The organism is Luteimonas sp. MC1825, from assembly GCF_014764385.1.
Lineage (GTDB): Bacteria > Pseudomonadota > Gammaproteobacteria > Xanthomonadales > Xanthomonadaceae > Luteimonas.
This window is the reverse complement of sequence record NZ_CP061714.1, coordinates 1,979,652-1,995,772: the sequence shown is the minus strand read 5'-3', so window position 1 is coordinate 1,995,772 and position 16,121 is coordinate 1,979,652. Positions and strand designations below refer to the sequence as shown.

Here is a 16,121-nt window from a genome sequence, read left to right as displayed (position 1 = left end):
CTTGCGCAGGCAAAATCGCGCTGGTATAAAGTCGCGCTGCGCATCGCGACCTCCATCGCACGCGACACCGGACATGCGAGCGGCCCGCCGCCAACATGCCCGCCATCTCATTCGAGCGGCTTGCGGGCCGCGCAGGGAGCAACGAACACATGAACAAGAACGATCTGGTCCAGGCTGTCGCCGACGAAGCCAACCTGTCCAAGGCCGATGCCGCGCGTGCCGTCGACGCCGTGCTGTCGTCGGTGGGCAAGGCGCTGTCGAAGGGCGACACCGTTGCCCTGATCGGCTTCGGTACCTTCCAGGTCCGCGAGCGCGCCGCCCGCACCGGTCGCAATCCGCGCACCGGCGAGGAAATCGCCATCGCCGCCGCAAAGAATCCGGTCTTCAAGGCTGGCAAGGCGCTGAAGGATGCCGTAAACTAAGCGACCCGCTTGGGTGCTTAGCTCAGCGGTAGAGCGTCTCCTTTACACGGAGAGGGTCGGGGGTTCGATCCCCTCAGCACCCACCAAGGTCTGATGCTCGTACAAGGTTCAAAAAAGCGGAGTGGTAGTTCAGTTGGTTAGAATGCTGGCCTGTCACGCCGGAGGTCGCGGGTTCGAGTCCCGTCCACTCCGCCAGTTACACCCGAAGGCGCCCGAAAGGGCGCCTTCTTCTTTTGGGGTCCGTGGCCGCGGATGCGGAGCGCTTCGGCGAGCCATGCGCTAGACTGCGCGGCTACGTCATTCCCGCGTGCCGACACATGCTGCAAGCCCTTCGAGACAAGACCTCCGGCTGGATCGCCGTCGCCATCGTCATCCTGCTGGCGGTGCCATTCGCGTTCTTCGGAATGGAGCAGTACCTGTTCCAGAATTCCGCGAACTACGCCGCCAAGGTGCAGGCGCCACCGGCATGGTGGCCGTCGGCACCCGACGCATGGCCCGTCCGCAAGCTGTTCTGGACATCCGAGGAGGTCTCGCCCGAGGCCTTCCGCAGCGAATTCGAGCGCAGCCGCCAGCAGGCGCGCGAGCAGCAGGGCGAAGCGTTCGACGGCCGCGAGTTCGAGGCGATGGACAACAAGCTGCGCGTGCTGGACAGCCTCGTCGACCAGGCCGTGCTGCGCCTCGCGGCGCGCAATGCCGGCATCGAGGTCGGCAACGCCCAGGTGGCCGAGGTGATCCAGTCGATCCCGGACTTCCAGGTTGACGGTCGCTTCGATCCGCAGCGCTACCAGCTGGTGCTGCAGTCGCGGGTGCCTTCGCGCACGCCGCGCGAGTACGACGACCAGATCCGCGCCGACCTGCAGATGCTGATGCTGCCGCGCCAGGTCGCGGGATCGGCGTTCATCACCAAGGCGCAGCTCGACCGCACCATGGTGCTGCTCGGCGAACAGCGCGACGTGAGCTTCGCCGTGGTGCCCGCGCCGCAGCCCGATACCGGCGCCATCAGCGCGGCCGACATCCAGGGCTGGTACGCGAGCCATCGCGGCGATTTCCGCGCAGCCGAGTCGGTGTCCATCGAGTACGTGGAGGTCGAGGGCAGCAAGCTGCCGCCGCCGGCCGCGCCGGACGAGGCCACGCTGCGCGCGCGCTACGAGCAGGAGAAGGCACGCTTCGTCGAGCCGGAGCAGCGACTCGCGTCGCACATCCTGGTCCGCGTGCCCGAAGGCGCCGATGCCGCGGCGCAGGCCGCCGCCAAGGCACGCGCCGAAGCGATCGCCGCGAAGGTCCAGGCCGCAGGCGCGGATTTCGCGGCCGTGGCGCGCGCCGAGTCCGATGACGAAGGCTCCAAGGCGCAGGGTGGCGACCTCGGGTGGATCGAGCGCAACACCATGGGCGATGCGTTCGACACCGCGCTGTACGCGCTGCAGCCCGGCCAGGTGAGCGCGCCGGTGCAGACCGACTTCGGCTGGCACGTGCTGCAGCTGCGCGAAGTCAGTGCCGGCAAGTCGGTGCCGTTCGAAGCGGCGCGCGACGAACTGGCCGCCGCCCAGTCGGCGACCGACGGCGAGCGCGCATTCAACGACCTGATCGGCCGCCTGGTGGACCAGGTCTATCGCAACCCCGGTTCGCTTGCGCCGACCGCGCGCGAAGCGAAGCTGCCGGTGCAGAAGCTGGGCCCGTTCACGCGTGGCGACGCACAGGGCATCGCCGCCCATCCCGCCGTGCTGCGCGCCGCGTTCTCGGACGCACTGGTGCAGGACGGCACCGTCAGCGATCCGATCGAGATCGGTCCCTCGCACAGCGTGCTCATCCGGGTGACGGCGCACCAGCCGGAGCGCGAGCTGCCGCTGGCCGATGTGCGCGATCAGGTCGTGGCGGCGATCCGCGCCGATCGTGGCCGCGCCGCGGCGATCGCCAGGGCCGATGCCGATGTCGCGCGCATTGCGGGCGGCGAATCGCTCGCGGCCATCGCCGCCGCCGCGGGTTGGCAGTACGCCAGCGTGCCCGGCGCGCGTCGCGGCATGCCTGTCCCGTCGGCGGAGGCCAATGACGCCTATTTCGCCGCCGCCGGACCCGTCGAAGGCAAGCCCTCGGTCGGAAAGCTCGTGCAGGACGATGGCAGCATCGTGCTGTTCACCGTCGACAAGGTCACGCCCGGCAACCCGCAGGACGCCAGTCCGCAGGAGCGCGCCATGCTGGCCAGCCAGTTCGCGCAGATGGCGGGCCAAGAAGATGCCGAAACCATGCTGCGGGCCCTGCGCCGGCGCATGAACATCAGCATCGTCGAAGCGCGTTTGTAGCCTGCGCCCGGCGTCTCCGCGCTGCATGAAAAAGCCCGGCTCAGGCCGGGCTTTTTCGTTGCTGGCGCAGTGTCGCGGTCAGTCGGCCGAAGGCGCGTCTTCCAGCCCGGTCATGCCGACGATGTTGTAGCCGGCATCCACATACGTCACCTCGCCGGTCACGCCCGCCGCCAGGTCCGAACACATGAACGCGGCGACGTTGCCGACGTCCTCGATGGTCACGCTGCGGCGCAGCGGGGTGTAGGCCTCGACATGGCCGAGGATCTTGCGGAACCCGCCGATGCCCGCCGCCGCCAGGGTCTTGATGGGTCCGGCCGAGATCGCGTTGACGCGCGTGCCCTCCGGCCCGAGGTTGAGCGCCAGGTAGCGCACCGTGGCTTCCAGGCTGGCCTTGGCCACGCCCATCACGTTGTAGCTCGGCAGGGTGCGCACCGCGCCCAGGTAGCTCAGGGTCAGCACCGCGCCCTTGCGCCCCTGCATCATCGGGCGCGCGGCCTTGGCCAGCGCCGCCAGCGAATACGCCGAGATGTCATGGGCCGACGCGAAATTCTCGCGGGTCAGGCCGTCGAGGAACTGGCCGGTGATCGCCTCGCGCGGCGCGAACGCGATCGCGTGCACCAGGATGTCCAGGCCGTCCCAGTGCTGGCCGAGGGCAGTGAACAGCGCCTCGATCTGGGCGTCGTCGGCGACATCGAGCGGGTACACGGGCCCGCCACCCAGCCGGCCGGCGACGTCTTCGACGCGCGACTTGAGCTTTTCGTTCTGGTAGGTGAAGGCGAGCTCGGCGCCCTCGCGGTGCATGGCCTCGGCGATGCCGTTGGCGATGGAGCGCTGGCTGGCGATGCCGGTGATGAGTGCGCGCTTGCCCTGCAGGAATCCCATGGTGTGGTTGGACCCGATGTTGTGCGGAAGCGCCTAGTTTGCCACGGCCCCCCGGGGTGCGGTCGCGGCCGCGGCCGGGACCAGTACGTGCACGCCGCCCGCACGGCTCGAGCCCTGTGGAGCGAAGGCGGGATTCAGGCGTTTCAGGCGCGCCGCGTCGAGACCCTGGCGGGCGGCGAAGGCGTCCAGGCTGGCCGCGTCGGCGGGCAGTTCGATCGCGACAAGGCGCGCCACCGGACGGTCCAGTGCTTCGCGGAAGTCGCGCTGGCGCCCGGCCTCGACCATCAGGCACGACAGCGCGTGCAGCTTGACCACATAGGCGCGGGTGATGCCGGACAGGCTCTCGAGTGCTTCCGGCCGGGCGTTGGCGGCGCGCATGTCGTGGCGCTTGAGCGCACCCAGCACGCGGTATTCGCCGGCGTTGAACGCCATCACCGCAAGCCGCCAGTCGCCGGCAAACATGCCATGCAGGGTCTTCAGGTAACGCACCGCGGCGCGGGTCGCCTCGACCGGCGACAGGCGGCCGTCGAAGCCCGGTCGCATCGGGATCCTGTGGTTGCGCGCGGTGAGGGCGATGAACTGCCACAGGCCGGCGGGGCCGCTGGCACTGCGGGCGCCGGGGCGGTAGCCGCTTTCGACGAACGGGATGAGCGCGTACTCGGTGGGCAGGTGCGCCTGGCGCAGCGCATCCACGACATAGCCGAACAGCGGCAGCACCTCGCTGTCGACGGCCGCCAGCTGCGCCGGTACGTGCGCGAAGTGCGACTCCCAGCGCGGGCTCGCGTCTTCGCAGGCTGGCTGGCCCAGGCCGCCGACGAACGCCTCGTAGATGTCGACGCCGGTATGCGCGTCGGGCTTGCCGCTGGCCGGCACCGCCAGCTGCACGGTCGGCGCCGCCTGCGTGCCCGCGGTTGGCGATTGGGCGTCTGCGGGCAACGCTGCCAACAGCAGCACGCCCAACAGCAGCGTGGCTGCGCAGCCTGAAGCGCGCGTCATGCGCGGAAACCGTCCTTCCAGCGCCGCAGTGCGGCGAAGGTCGCGACCCGATCGAGATCCCCGCGACCTTCATGGGCCGCGACGGCGGCGCGGACGGCGGGCGCGTCGACGCGCAGGAACGGGTTGCAGGCGCGCTCGCTGGCGAGCGTGACGGGAAGGGTGGGCTGTCCGGCCTGGCGCATGGCGGTCACCTCATCGATGCGACGCTCAAGCGCCGGATTGTCCGGGTCGACGGCCTTCGCGAAGGCGGCATTCGACTGCGTGTACTCGTGGCCGCAACACACCAGGCTTTCGCCCGGCAGTGCGGACAGCCGATCGAGGGAAGCGAGCATCTGCCCGGGTGACCCCTCGAACAGGCGGCCGCAACCGAGACTGAAGAGTGTGTCCCCGCAAAACAAGTGGCCGTGGCCGTGGAATGCGATGTGGCTCACGGTATGGCCAGGCACGGCGATCACATCGAAGCCGTGCCCACCGGCCTCGACCCGGTCGCCGCCGCCCACCCGGGAGCAGGCAAAGGGGATGCGCTCGTCCGCCGGCGCATACACCGCCAGGCCGGGCCAACGTTGCAGGAGCTCGGGCACGCCGCCCACGTGGTCATCGTGGTGATGGGTCAGCAGGACCGCCGTTGGCCGCAGCCCGGCATCGGCCGCGGCAAGGACCGGGCCCGCCTGGCCGGGGTCGACCACCAGCGCGCCCGCGCCGGCGAGGTCCGGCAGCATCCAGATGTAGTTGTCGGCGAAGGCGGGCAGGGCAAGCGACTGCATGGGACCGGGGACCTTGTCGGGCGGGGCGTCTAGAATGGCGACCATGCCCCTGCCTCTCCGGACCGGTCAACCCGCTCCCGCCATCCTGTGGTTCGCCAGCACGCCGGGCCGCGCCCTGCTGCAGAGCGAACAATCCGCCGTCGAACGTGCGCTCGCGGAGCGCCCGGCGCAGCCTTGGCTGTGGCTGGCGCCGCTGCCGCCGCTCCGGCCCGCCGGCCGGCGCGGGCTGGCGCTGTCGCCCTGTGGTGATGGCTGGCGGGGCGAGGTGAGCTGCAGCCTGCCGCTGCCGCTGCCCAGCGAGGCGTTCGGCACGGTGGTTGTGCAGCATGTCGCCGCGCTCGACGACGGTGGCCGCGCGCTGCTCGAGGAGGCTGCGCGCATCCTGGTGCCCGGGGGCCGGCTGGTGATGTTCCTGCTCAATCCGCTGTCGCCCTACCGCTGGCACTGGCTCGGCCACGGCCTGCGCGCATCCGAACCCCTGGTGTGGCGGCGGCGACTGCGCGCCGCAGGCCTGCAACCGGATGCGGTGTCCGATGGCATCGGTCCGCGCTGGCGGACCGAGGGCGACCTGCGCGAGCAAAGCGGTGCCGGATTCCGCGCCGCGTACCTCGTCCGCGCCGAGAAGCGCGCCATGCCCTTGACCCCGGTCCGCCAGGCACGCGTCCTGGCGATGCCGCAGGGAGCGAGCGCGGCATGAAGTCGATCGAGGTGCATACCGACGGGGCCTGCCTCGGCAATCCCGGCCCCGGAGGCTGGGCGGCCCTGCTGCGCTACGGTGCGCGCGAGCGTGTCCTCGCGGGCGGCGAAGCGCTGACCACCAACAACCGCATGGAGCTGATGGCGGCCATCGTGGCGCTGGAGACGCTGACCGAGGCCTGCGAGGTCACCCTCCACACCGACTCGCAATACGTGCGCCAGGGCATCACCGAGTGGATGAAGAACTGGGTGCGCCGCGGCTGGAAGACCTCAGGCGGCGATCCGGTGAAGAACCGCGACCTGTGGGAGCGCCTGCACGCCGCCACCGGCCGCCACAGCATCGACTGGCGTTGGGTGAAGGGTCACTCCGGCGACCCCGACAACGAGCGCGTCGATGTGCTGGCACGCGATGAAGCAGTGAAGTTCAAGGCCGCCGCCGCCGCGCTGCGCTGACCCGCACACGCCACGCGCCACGCCCCACGCCCCACTCCAATCCCCCCGGGAAGCCATGCGCCAGATCGTCCTCGATACCGAAACCACCGGCCTGGAATGGCGCAAGGGCAACCGCGTGGTCGAGATCGGCTGCGTCGAACTTGTGGAGCGCCGGCCCACCGGGCGCACCTGGCAGCAGTACATCCATCCGGAACGCGAGTTCGAGCCCGGGGCGCAGGAAGTCACCGGGCTGACCCTGGAATTCCTGGCCGACAAGCCGAAGTTCGCGGCGATCGTCGACGAGTTCCTGGCGTTCATCGACGGCGCCGAGCTGGTGATCCACAACGCCGCGTTCGACCTCGGCTTCCTCGACCACGAGCTGTCGCTGCTCGGTGACGGCTATGGCCGCATCCGCGATCGGGCGGCGGTGCTGGACTCGCTGGAAATGGCGCGCCAGCGGTTCCCGGGCCAACGCAATTCACTCGATGCGCTGTGCAGGCGCCTGGGTGTCGACAATTCGCATCGCCAACTGCACGGCGCGTTGCTCGATGCGCAACTGCTGGCCGAAGCCTACCTGGCGATGACCGCGGGCCAGACCGAACTCGGCCTGGCCGGATCGGACACGGACCCGCAGCAGGTGGCGATGATGCGCATGCCGCCGGCGGCGAGCGATGCGCCGCGGCCGCGGGTGGCGGTGGGCATGACGGACATGGCTGCGCACGAGGCGCGGCTGGCCACGATCCGCAAGCGCGCCGGGCGGGCGGTCTGGGACGTCGAAGACGCGTTGGCGGAGCACGCGACGGCCTGACGCCGCCGCACCGGGTCAGTGGCGGCGCACCAGCACCACGGTGACGTTGTCCGAGCCGCCGCCGTCGAGCGCCGCGGCCACCAGGCCGTCCACGCACTCCTGGGCGCTGCATTCGGTGTGCGCCAGCACGCGGGCGATGCCGTTGTCGTCGACTTCCTCGGTCAGGCCGTCGCTGCACAGCAGCAGCTGCATGCCCGGCGAGAGTTCGCCCGACATGGTCTCGACGTTGAGCGCCTGCGGGTCGGTCACGCCCAGCGCCTGGGTCACCACGTTGCGGTGCGGATGGCTGCGCGCCTGGTCGATGCTGATCGCGCCCTGGCTGATCAGTTCCTGGACATAGCTGTGGTCCTGCGACAGCTGCGCCAGCTTGCCTTCGTGCCAGACGTAGACGCGGCTGTCGCCGACCCAGGCGACTTCGAAGCGGTTGCCGGTGATCCGCGCCGCGACCACGGTGGTGCCCATGGGCAAGGCGTCCTGGCGCTTGCGCGACGCGCTGATGATTTCCTCGTCGGCGATGCGGATCGCCTGCGGCAGGGGCGTGCCCTGGCGGGTCTCGCGCACGATCGCCTCGCGGGCGAGCGCGCTGGCGACCTCGCCGTACTCGTGGCCACCCATGCCGTCGGCAACCAGCCAGAGCCCGAGCTCGCTGTCGCCGTAGTACGTGTCTTCGTTCAGCTCGCGCCGCAAGCCGACATGGGTGAGATGGCCGAATTCGATCATGCGCGGGCCGATTCGGCTCCCGGGGTGGCTGTCAGGAAGAACGGCGTGGAAGCGCGGAACAGGTCAGCGGGCATGCAGTGTGATGCGGCGTGGTGGTGGAGGGATGATGGCACACGGCAATGTGTGGAACTTCGAACGCCGCCAGATACGCAAAAACCCCCTTGCGGGGGCTCTTGCGTATCTGGCGGAGAGGGGGGGATTCGAACCCCCGAGGCGCTATAAACGCCTGCCTGATTTCGAGTCAGGTACATTCAACCGCTCTGCCACCTCTCCGGTTCCCGACCGCGAGGGCCGGGGGCGCAATGATACGGGTCACCGGCGGGGGCCACAAGACGAACGCGTACACTGGCCGTCCCTGACGTCCGTAGCCAGAGACCCATGTCCGAAATTTCCGTGCCCGTCTCGTTCGGCGAGCTGCTCGACAAGATCGCCATCCTGCAGATCAAGTCCGAACGCATGACCGATCCGGCCAAGCTGGCCAACGTGCGCAACGAGCTGTCGGCGCTGGAAAAGACCTGGATGGCGCACCCGGCCGCCGGTGGCGACATCGTGCGCCTGCGGGCCGAGCTCAAGGCGGTGAACGAGCGCCTGTGGGTGATCGAGGACGACATCCGCCTCAAGGAAAAGGCCCAGGCCTTCGACGAGGAGTTCATCGCCCTCGCGCGCAGCGTCTACGTGCAGAACGACGTGCGCGCGCGGATCAAGAAGGACATCAACCTCGCGCTCGGCTCGAGCTACGTCGAGGAAAAGTCGTACGAGGATTACAGCCCGGGCGTGCCTGGCTGACGCAGGTCGGCGCGGCGACGCTCGAACGCGCTGATCGCGTCGTCGACGGTCACCAGGTCCATGACGCCGTCCGCCTCGATCTTGGTACCCCAGGCCAGCTCCGCGGCGGGCTTGCCGAGGTATCTCCGCGCCGCGTCGTCGTAGCGGTCGGCGCAGTAGCGGATGTCGGAATAGGGACCGCTGCGCCGCGGGTCGGTGGCGGCGTGCAGGCCCAGCACCTTGGCGCCCATGGCATTTGCGATGTGCATGGGGCCCGAGTCGGGGGTCATGACCAGGTCGGCGCGGGCCAGCAGCGCGGGCAGCTGCTTCAGCGTGTCCCTGCCGATCAGGTCCAGTGCCGGCGCCCGCATCGCGGACAGGATGGCGTCGCCTGTGTCGCGTTCCAGCGTACTGCGGCCGCCGCAGAGGACGACCCGCCAGCCGCGCTGCGCGGCATGGTTCGCCACGGCGGCGTAACGGTCGGCGCGCCAGTTGCGGCGTGCATGGCTGGAGCAGGGCGAGATGACCAGCGTCGGCGCCGCGTCGCGCGGCCATTGCGCCTGGGCCCAGGCGTGCGCTTCATCGGGCACCGGCAGCCGCCATTCAACCTTGCCGCGGGTCACGCCCAGCGGCTCGCTGAAGCTGCCAAGCACATCCAGCACGTGCGGGCCGGCGGCTCCGCGGATGCGTTCATTGACAAACAGGCCATGCAGTTCCTTCGATCGCGCGCGGTCGTAACCGATGCGCCGCCGCGCGTGCACGCCTGTCGACAGGAGGTTGGCGCGCAGCGCGAGCTGCATCAGCAGCAGCGCGTCGAACCGGCGCCCGGCGAGTTCACGACGCAGTGCGCGCATTCCGTGCAGTCCGGTCTTCTTGTCGTAGACCACGAACTCCACGCCGGGAAGGCCTTCGAGCAGGCGCTGCTCGCCCTTGCCGATGATCCAGGCCAGCTCCACGCCGGGCCAGGCAGCCTGCAGAGAGTGCACCAGCGGCAGCACGTGGGTCACGTCGCCCAGCGCGGACAGGCGCAGCAGGCAGATCGAGCGGGGCGATGCAGGCGGGAGGGCTGGCAAGCTTGTTAGACTCGGTTGATGGCCATTTTCGATGCCACCGAGAGCCTGACGCCGTTCCGCGCCGGACCCCGGGAACGTGGCGTCGGGTCGATTCTGTTCGACCAGACGCAGCTGCGGCAAGCCGACCCGCGCTGGTTCGACCCCGAAGCCTGGGGCGCGCGTGCCACGCCGGTGTCGGGCAGCGGTCGCGGTGGCGCCTGGTTCATCGACGGTGCCAGCCACGGTCCCTGCGTATTGCGCCACTACCTGCGTGGCGGGATGGCCGCGGCGGTCAGCCGTGACCGCCACCTGTGGCGCGGCGTCGACCGCGTGCGCAGCTTTGCCGAGTTCCGGCTGCTGCGCGAGCTCAAGCGACGCGGCCTGCCGGTGCCGCAGCCGATCGCGGCCGCGTACCTGCGCGAAGGCATGTGGTATCGCGCATCGATCCTGATGACGCGCCTGATGGACGTGCAGTCGCTTGGGGCGCTGGCGGCGCAGCAGCAAGGCGACGCGCCCTGGGAGGCGGCCGGCGACCTGATTGCGCGCTTCCATCGTGAAGGCCTCGACCATGCCGATCTCAATGCGCACAACATCCTGTTCAACGACACAGGGCAGGGCTGGGTGATCGACCTCGACCGCTCGCGCATGACCATACCGGCCACCGCCTGGCGCTCGCGCAACCTGGCGCGCCTGGAGCGGTCGCTGCTCAAATTGCGCGGCGAACGCAGCGAGGAGGCGGTGCGCGCGGACTTCGCCCGCCTGCGCGCCGTCTATGACAAGCGCTGGGCGCGGGGCATCTGATGGCCTGGTCGCTGCGGTTCCAGGGTGTCGGCAACGCGTCGGCGGTGGCGCTGGGTTCGCCTATGGCCACGCTGGAGCGCGACGGCGCACCGTGGCTTGCGATCGACTGCGGCGCCGAAGGCCTCACCGCATACCTGGCGCATTACGGCGCGCCGCCGCCCGCGTTGTTCGTCACCCACGTGCACCTCGACCACGTGGCGGGGTTCGAACGGCTGTTCGTGGCCAACTATTTCGATCCCGCGCGGCGCGGGCGCACGCCGGTGTATGTCCCGGTCGACGTGCTGCCGCTGCTGCACCGGCGCATCGCCGAATACCCCAACGCGCTGGCCGAGGGTGGCGCCAACTTCTGGGATGCGTTCCGCGTGGTGCCGGTGGGCGATGCGTTCTGGCACGACGGCGTGCGGCTGGAGACATTCGAGGTCCGCCACCACTGGCCGCGCAGCGCCTACGGGCTGCGCCTGCGCGGCAGCCTGGCGTGGAGCGGCGACACGCGGCCGATCCCGGAGGTGCTCGCCACCATGGCCGGCGAGGGCGAACTGGTGGCCCACGACTGCGGCCTGCACGGCAACCCCTCTCACAGCGGCATCGCCGACCTCGAACGCGAATATCCGCGCGAACTGCTCGCGCGCTGCGTGCTCTACCACTACGCCAGCGCGGCCGATGGCGACGCCATGCGCGCCCGCGGCCATCGCGTCGCAGGCCCGGGCGAGGTGCTGGCATTGGCTGATCCGCTGCCGCATCCGGCACTGTCGCCGTGAACGCCCTGTTGCAGCCGCAGGCCCTGCTGCCGGCGATGCCCGCCGATCGCCTCGGGCGGCCGCTGCGCGAGCTGCGCCTGTCGGTGATCGACGCCTGCAACTTCCGCTGCGGCTACTGCATGCCGGCCGAGCGCATCGCAGATGACCACGGGCTCGACAGCGCATCGCGCCTGTCGTTCGATGAAATCGAGACCCTGGTGCGCGGCTTCGCGCGGCTGGGCGTGCACAAGCTGCGCATCACCGGTGGCGAGCCGCTGCTGCGCCGCGACCTTCCGGCGCTGGTGGCGCGCCTGGCGCAGGTGCCGGGCATCGACGACCTGGCGCTGACCACCAATGGCTCGCTGCTCGCCCGGCATGCGCACGCACTGCGCGCCGCCGGGCTGCAGAGGATCACGGTCAGCCTGGACGCGCTCGACCCGGCGCTGTTCCGCATGCTGAGCGGAGGTCGCGGCGAGGTGGCCGACGTGCTCGAAGGCATCGCCGCGGCGGAAGCCGCCGGCTTCGGCAGCCTCAAGCTCAACTGCGTCGTGCAGCGCGGGGTCAACGAGGGCGAGGTGGAGGCGCTGGCCGCGCGTTTCCGCGGCACGCCGCACGTGCTGCGCTTCATCGAGTTCATGGACGTCGGCACCTGCAACGACTGGCAGCCCGCGCGCGTCGTGCCGTCAGCCGAACTGCACGCGCGGCTGCACGCGCGCTGGCCGCTGCGCGCGCTGGACGCGCAGTACCGCGGCGAAGTCGCCGTGCGCCATGCCTGGGCCGACGGCGCCGGCGAGATCGGCTTCGTCAGCGCCATCAGCGCGCCGTTCTGCGGCGACTGCCATCGCGCGCGGGTGTCGGCGGATGGCCATCTGTACACCTGCCTGTTCGCCGCGGACGGGCACGCGCTGCGCCCGCTGCTTGCCGGCGGCGAAGCCGCGCTTGCCGGACATGTCGGCGGCCTGTGGGTGCGGCGCGCGGCCCGCTACAGCGAGCAGCGCGGCAGCCCGGCTGCGACGCGGCGCCACGTCGAAATGTTCCTCGTCGGTGGCTGAGATGACGCGCAGCGCCAAGGGCCTCACCCACATCGACGCCGAAGGCCGCCCGGGCATGGTGGACGTCTCCGCCAAGGCGGTTACCGCGCGCGTGGCGATCGCCGGCTGCCGGGTGCGCTTTCCGGCGGCGGTGGCGGCGCAGCTGCGCGCCGACGGCCTGCGCAGCGCGAAGGGCGGCATCGTCGATACCGCGATCATCGCCGGCACGATGGCGGTCAAGCGCACCCACGAGCTGATCCCGTTCTGCCACCCCTTGCCGATCGACGGCATCCGCATCGCCATCGACTGGCACGGCGAACGCGAGCTGGCGATCGAGTGCGCGGTCAGGACGGTGCACCGCACCGGCGTGGAGATGGAGGCGCTGACCGGTGCCACCATCGCGGCGCTGACCGTCTACGACATGTGCAAGGCGCTCTCGCACGCGATCGTGATCGGCCCCGCGCGCCTGCTCGGCAAGCGCGGCGGGCGCCGCGACGTTGGCCGTGGCACGGCGCCGGGCGCGCGCTGATGGCCCGCGTCACGCTGCTCTACTTCGCAAGCCTGCGCGATGCCGCGGGCGTCGGCCGCGAAGAAGTCGACAGCCAGGCCGTGGACCTGCGCGCGCTTTACGTTGAGACGCAGGCGCGGCACGGTTTTGTCCTGCCAGTCGATCGCCTGCGGGTGGCCGTGGACGGCGAGTTCGCGAGGTGGAATGAAGCGCCGCTTGCCGGCAGCGAGGTCGCGTTCATCCCACCGGTGTCGGGCGGATGAGCGCCGGCGCGCGGTTCGCGATCGCCGACGCGCCGTTCGCGGTCGCGCCGCTGCGCGACGCGCTGCGCGACGCCCGTGCCGGGGCGTTTGCAAGCTTCGAAGGCTGGGTGCGCAACCACCACGCCGACCGCGCGGTCGCCGGCCTGCGCTACGAGTGCTATCGCGCCCTGGCCGAAACCGAAGGCAAGCGCATTCTTGACGAAGCGGAAGCGCGCTTCGCCATCACCGGCGTGCGCTGCGTGCACCGCGTCGGCGACCTTGCGATAGGCGAGCTGGCGGTGTGGGTGGGCGTGGCGGCGGCGCACCGCGACGCGGCATTCGACGCGTGTCGTTACGTGATCGACGAGGTCAAGGCGCGGGTGCCGATCTGGAAGCACGAATGCTACGCCGACGGCGCTGCCGACTGGCTGCATCCGGGGTCCTGAAGGAGGCAACCCCGCCGGCTGACCTCGGCGCCCGCGTCGATCGATACCGTTGCTGCCTTCCGGCCCTGGCGGGGTTTTCGACCTAGCGTCGCGAGGGGCCGACGGGGCCACCACGGAAACCTGCGAACGCGTGCGATGCCTGGCACGCGCCTGAAACTGGCGGAGAGAGGGGGATTCGAACCCCCGAAGCGCGGTTTAGACGCTTACACACTTTCCAGGCGTGCTCCTTCAACCACTCGGACACCTCTCCGCACCTGGCCCGTGCTTCACGCCTGTCCATGGAATGGGGGCTCGGGGGCGGCAAGTCTAGCCGCCAGCCCGCGCGCGGACAAGGAAAACCGCTCGCGCGCCCGGCACCGCGGCCGCGCCGGATGCGCATGGCAGAATGGCGGCATGTCCTACCTTGTCCTCGCCCGCAAGTGGCGCCCGAAGCGGTTCGCCGAACTCGTCGGCCAGGAGCACGTGGTCCGTGCGCTCACCAACGCGCTCGATTCCGGCCGTGTCCACCACGCGTTCCTGTTCACCGGCACCCGCGGCGTGGGCAAGACCACCATCGCGCGGATCTTCGCCAAGAGCCTGAACTGCGAGCACGGCGCGTCCAGTGATCCCTGCGGCACGTGCGAGACCTGCCAGGCAATCGATGCCGGCCGCTACATCGACCTGCTGGAAATCGACGCCGCCTCCAACACCGGCGTCGACAACGTCCGCGACCTGATCGAGAACGCGCAGTACATGCCGTCGCGGGGGCGCTACAAGGTGTACCTGATCGACGAGGTGCACATGCTCACCAAGCAGGCGTTCAACGCCCTGCTGAAGACGCTCGAGGAGCCGCCGGAGCACGTCAAGTTCCTGTTCGCCACCACCGACCCGCAGAAGCTGCTGGTGACGGTGCTGTCGCGCTGCCTGCAGTTCAACCTCAAGCGGCTGGACGAGGCCCAGATCGGCGGCCAGATCGACAGGATCCTCGCCGCCGAAGGCATCGCCGCCGAGCCCGGCGCGGTACGCCAACTGGCGCGCGCCGCCGACGGCAGCCTGCGCGACGGCCTGTCGCTGCTCGACCAGGCGATCGCCTACACCGGCGCCGGCGAAGGCCGCGGCAGCCTCACCGACGACGCCGTCGCGACGATGCTCGGCACGGTCGACCGCACCCGCGTGGCGACGCTGCTGGCCGCGCTGGCCACAGGTGACGGCGCCGCGCTGATGGCCGAGATCGAAGTGCTGGCAGGCTATTCGCCGGACTGGGCCGGCGTGCTCGAGGCGCTGGCCGCGGCGCTGCACCGCATCCAGGTGCGCCAGCTGGTGCCGGGCAGCGAGGTCGAGGGCGAAGGTGTCGACGTCGAGGCGCTGGCGGCCGCGCTGCGCCCGGAGCTGGTGCAGCTCTGGTACCAGATGGCGGTTTCGGGCCGGCGCGACATCGGCATGGCGCCCAGCACCCGCGCGGGCTTCGAGATGAGCCTGCTGCGCATGCTGGCGTTCCGGCCCGGCGAGGGCGGGACGACGGCATCGGGAAGCGAGGCCCCCGGCATGCGTGCCAGCGGCGTGTCCGCCGCTGCAGCCGCACGCGCCGCGCTCGGGGCGGCCGCGCCGTCCGCGCAGGGTGCATCGCCTCCGGTGACAGCGTCCCCACGGGAGCTGCCGCCGACGGTCGCGGGTGGCGGCACGGAGGTACCACCCGCCCGCGTCGCGCCCGTAGCGCCCGTCGCCACAGCTGTTCCCGCACCTGCACCTGCGAGCGCAGCCGCACCCGCACGCGCAGCAGCCCCCGCACGACCCGCGCCGACACCCACCATCGACCACGACCAGTGGCCGGATCTCGTCGCCAGCCTGGGTCTGCGCGGGCCGGTGCGCGAACTGGCGGCCAGTTCGGCCTTCGTGGGCCACGAACAGGACGTGCTGCGCCTGTCTTTGCCCGCGGCAGATGAACACCTGCGCGCGCCGTTCCTCGTGCAGCAGCTTGCAGACGCGCTTGGCGCGCGCTGGGGCAGCCCCCCGCAGATCCGCTTCGAGGCGGCCGCGGGTGCCGCTGCCGGCGAAACCCTGCATGCGCGCAACGAGCGCGTGCGCGACGAGCGCCAGGGCGTCGCCGAGGCCACCTTCCTCAACGATCCGGACGTGCAGCGGCTGATGTCGCAACACGGCGCGCGGCTCGTCCCCGATTCGATCCGCCCCCTAGAAGACCAGGAGCACTGACATGCGTGGAAACATCGCCCAGCTGATGCAGCAGGCGCAGAAGATGCAGGAGAACCTGCAGAAGGCCCAGGAAGAACTCGCCAGTGTCGAAGTCACCGGCAGCGCCGGTGGCGGCATGGTGGAAGTCACCCTCACCGGCCGCAAGGAGTGCCGCAAGGTACGCATCGACCCCAGCGTGCTGTCCGATCCGGAAATGGCCGAGGACCTGATCGCCGCGGCGTTCAACGATGCCAGCAACAAGGTCGACGCCGAGTCGCAGTCGCGCATGGGCGCGGCGACCGCGGGCATGGCGCTGCCGCCCGGCATGAAGATGCCGTTCTGACCACGCACGA

The 16,121-nt window shown here is 70.5% G+C and carries 19 protein-coding genes, 4 tRNA genes and 1 other RNA gene; 16 read left to right on the top strand and 8 right to left on the bottom strand.

What is annotated here, in order from left to right; genetic code table 11:
• Positions 1-95: 95 nt before the first annotated feature.
• The 4 genes from IDM46_RS09295 to IDM46_RS09280 all read left to right on the top strand — a co-directional run bounded on the left by IDM46_RS09295 (position 96) and on the right by IDM46_RS09280 (position 2,719).
• Positions 96-422, top strand: a complete 327-nt coding sequence (locus tag IDM46_RS09295; RefSeq protein WP_182820446.1) for an HU family DNA-binding protein — start codon at positions 96-98, stop codon at positions 420-422.
• 11 nt (positions 423-433) lie between these two features.
• Positions 434-508 (top strand) — tRNA-Val (locus IDM46_RS09290).
• A 32-nt stretch (positions 509-540) separates the two neighbouring features.
• Positions 541-617: transfer RNA gene (locus IDM46_RS09285), tRNA-Asp, on the top strand.
• Positions 618-739: 122 nt separating this feature from the next.
• Positions 740-2,719: a peptidyl-prolyl cis-trans isomerase gene (locus tag IDM46_RS09280; protein ID WP_185115544.1), complete on the top strand. Its 1,980-nt coding sequence runs from the start codon at positions 740-742 to the stop codon at positions 2,717-2,719.
• A 78-nt stretch (positions 2,720-2,797) separates the two neighbouring features.
• Here IDM46_RS09280 and IDM46_RS09275 read toward each other — a convergent pair whose 3' ends face one another.
• From IDM46_RS09275 to gloB, 3 genes are read right to left on the bottom strand one after another with little or no spacing between them, the layout of a single operon-like run.
• Complete coding sequence (locus IDM46_RS09275; protein ID WP_182820448.1) at positions 2,798-3,601, bottom strand: enoyl-ACP reductase; 804 nt, start codon at positions 3,599-3,601, stop codon at positions 2,798-2,800.
• A gap of 33 nt (positions 3,602-3,634) precedes the next feature.
• Positions 3,635-4,597 (bottom strand): lytic transglycosylase domain-containing protein, encoded by a 963-nt coding sequence (locus IDM46_RS09270; RefSeq protein ID WP_182820449.1) that lies wholly within the window; start codon positions 4,595-4,597, stop codon positions 3,635-3,637.
• Complete coding sequence (gloB, locus tag IDM46_RS09265) at positions 4,594-5,361, bottom strand: hydroxyacylglutathione hydrolase (protein WP_182823612.1); 768 nt, start codon at positions 5,359-5,361, stop codon at positions 4,594-4,596. The genes IDM46_RS09270 and gloB overlap by 4 nt, the downstream gene beginning before the upstream one ends.
• Positions 5,362-5,404: 43 nt before the next feature.
• On the opposite strand from gloB, the gene IDM46_RS09260 reads away from it, so the two are divergent.
• The 3 genes from IDM46_RS09260 to dnaQ are packed head-to-tail and all read left to right on the top strand — an operon-like array spanning position 5,405 to position 7,297.
• Positions 5,405-6,058, top strand: a complete 654-nt coding sequence (locus IDM46_RS09260; RefSeq protein WP_185115543.1) for a hypothetical protein — start codon at positions 5,405-5,407, stop codon at positions 6,056-6,058.
• A complete protein-coding gene (gene rnhA, locus IDM46_RS09255) occupies positions 6,055-6,510 on the top strand; it encodes a ribonuclease HI (RefSeq protein WP_185115542.1) in 456 nt (151 codons plus the stop codon). Before IDM46_RS09260 ends, rnhA begins: the two co-directional genes overlap by 4 nt.
• Before the next feature lie 55 nt (positions 6,511-6,565).
• A complete protein-coding gene (dnaQ, locus tag IDM46_RS09250) occupies positions 6,566-7,297 on the top strand; it encodes a DNA polymerase III subunit epsilon (protein ID WP_185115541.1) in 732 nt (243 codons plus the stop codon).
• Between the two features lie 15 nt (positions 7,298-7,312).
• On the opposite strand, the gene IDM46_RS09245 is transcribed toward dnaQ, so the two are convergent.
• Together IDM46_RS09245 and IDM46_RS09240 are read right to left on the bottom strand one after the other, a co-directional pair.
• The gene (locus IDM46_RS09245) at positions 7,313-8,017 is read right to left on the bottom strand and encodes a protein phosphatase 2C domain-containing protein (RefSeq protein WP_182820453.1); all 705 of its coding nucleotides are present in this window, start codon (positions 8,015-8,017) and stop codon (positions 7,313-7,315) included.
• Between the two features lie 182 nt (positions 8,018-8,199).
• A tRNA-Ser gene (locus IDM46_RS09240) sits at positions 8,200-8,290 on the bottom strand.
• 105 nt (positions 8,291-8,395) lie between these two features.
• Here IDM46_RS09240 and IDM46_RS09235 point away from each other — a divergent pair.
• On the top strand, positions 8,396-8,803 hold the full coding sequence (locus IDM46_RS09235; RefSeq protein ID WP_182820454.1) for a DUF6165 family protein: 408 nt from the start codon (positions 8,396-8,398) through the stop codon (positions 8,801-8,803).
• Here the strand turns inward: IDM46_RS09235 and IDM46_RS09230 are convergent.
• Positions 8,779-9,855, bottom strand: coding sequence for a glycosyltransferase family 9 protein (locus IDM46_RS09230; protein ID WP_221441856.1), 1,077 nt, complete (start codon positions 9,853-9,855; stop codon positions 8,779-8,781). The two genes, IDM46_RS09235 and IDM46_RS09230, sit on opposite strands and share 25 nt — an antisense overlap.
• Positions 9,856-9,873: 18 nt before the next feature.
• Here IDM46_RS09230 and IDM46_RS09225 point away from each other — a divergent pair, with 18 nt between their 5' ends.
• From IDM46_RS09225 to IDM46_RS09200, 6 genes are read left to right on the top strand one after another with little or no spacing between them, the layout of a single operon-like run.
• Positions 9,874-10,635 carry a 3-deoxy-D-manno-octulosonic acid kinase gene (locus IDM46_RS09225; protein ID WP_182820455.1) on the top strand — a complete coding sequence of 254 codons (762 nt, stop codon included), beginning with the start codon at positions 9,874-9,876 and terminating at the stop codon, positions 10,633-10,635.
• A complete protein-coding gene (locus tag IDM46_RS09220) occupies positions 10,635-11,393 on the top strand; it encodes an MBL fold metallo-hydrolase (RefSeq protein ID WP_182820456.1) in 759 nt (252 codons plus the stop codon). Before IDM46_RS09225 ends, IDM46_RS09220 begins: the two co-directional genes overlap by 1 nt.
• A gap of 35 nt (positions 11,394-11,428) precedes the next feature.
• The gene (moaA, locus tag IDM46_RS09215) at positions 11,429-12,424 is read left to right on the top strand and encodes a GTP 3',8-cyclase MoaA (protein ID WP_182823616.1); all 996 of its coding nucleotides are present in this window, start codon (positions 11,429-11,431) and stop codon (positions 12,422-12,424) included.
• Entirely contained in the window at positions 12,417-12,932 is a 516-nt protein-coding gene (gene moaC, locus IDM46_RS09210; protein WP_185115540.1) for a cyclic pyranopterin monophosphate synthase MoaC, read from the top strand. Before moaA ends, moaC begins: the two co-directional genes overlap by 8 nt.
• The gene (locus tag IDM46_RS09205; protein ID WP_182823618.1) at positions 12,929-13,174 is read left to right on the top strand and encodes a MoaD/ThiS family protein; all 246 of its coding nucleotides are present in this window, start codon (positions 12,929-12,931) and stop codon (positions 13,172-13,174) included. Before moaC ends, IDM46_RS09205 begins: the two co-directional genes overlap by 4 nt.
• Entirely contained in the window at positions 13,171-13,599 is a 429-nt protein-coding gene (locus IDM46_RS09200) for a molybdenum cofactor biosynthesis protein MoaE (protein ID WP_182820458.1), read from the top strand. Before IDM46_RS09205 ends, IDM46_RS09200 begins: the two co-directional genes overlap by 4 nt.
• Before the next feature lie 8 nt (positions 13,600-13,607).
• Here IDM46_RS09200 and ffs read toward each other — a convergent pair.
• An RNA gene (ffs, locus tag IDM46_RS09195) (signal recognition particle sRNA small type) lies at positions 13,608-13,704 on the bottom strand.
• A gap of 52 nt (positions 13,705-13,756) precedes the next feature.
• Positions 13,757-13,849, bottom strand: a tRNA-Ser gene (locus IDM46_RS09190).
• 143 nt (positions 13,850-13,992) lie between these two features.
• Here IDM46_RS09190 and dnaX point away from each other — a divergent pair.
• Both dnaX and IDM46_RS09180 read left to right on the top strand, forming a co-directional pair.
• Positions 13,993-15,789, top strand: coding sequence for a DNA polymerase III subunit gamma/tau (dnaX, locus tag IDM46_RS09185; protein WP_185115539.1), 1,797 nt, complete (start codon positions 13,993-13,995; stop codon positions 15,787-15,789).
• 1 nt (position 15,790) lies between these two features.
• Complete coding sequence (locus IDM46_RS09180; RefSeq protein WP_182820460.1) at positions 15,791-16,111, top strand: YbaB/EbfC family nucleoid-associated protein; 321 nt, start codon at positions 15,791-15,793, stop codon at positions 16,109-16,111.
• The last annotated feature ends 10 nt before the right edge of the window (positions 16,112-16,121 follow it).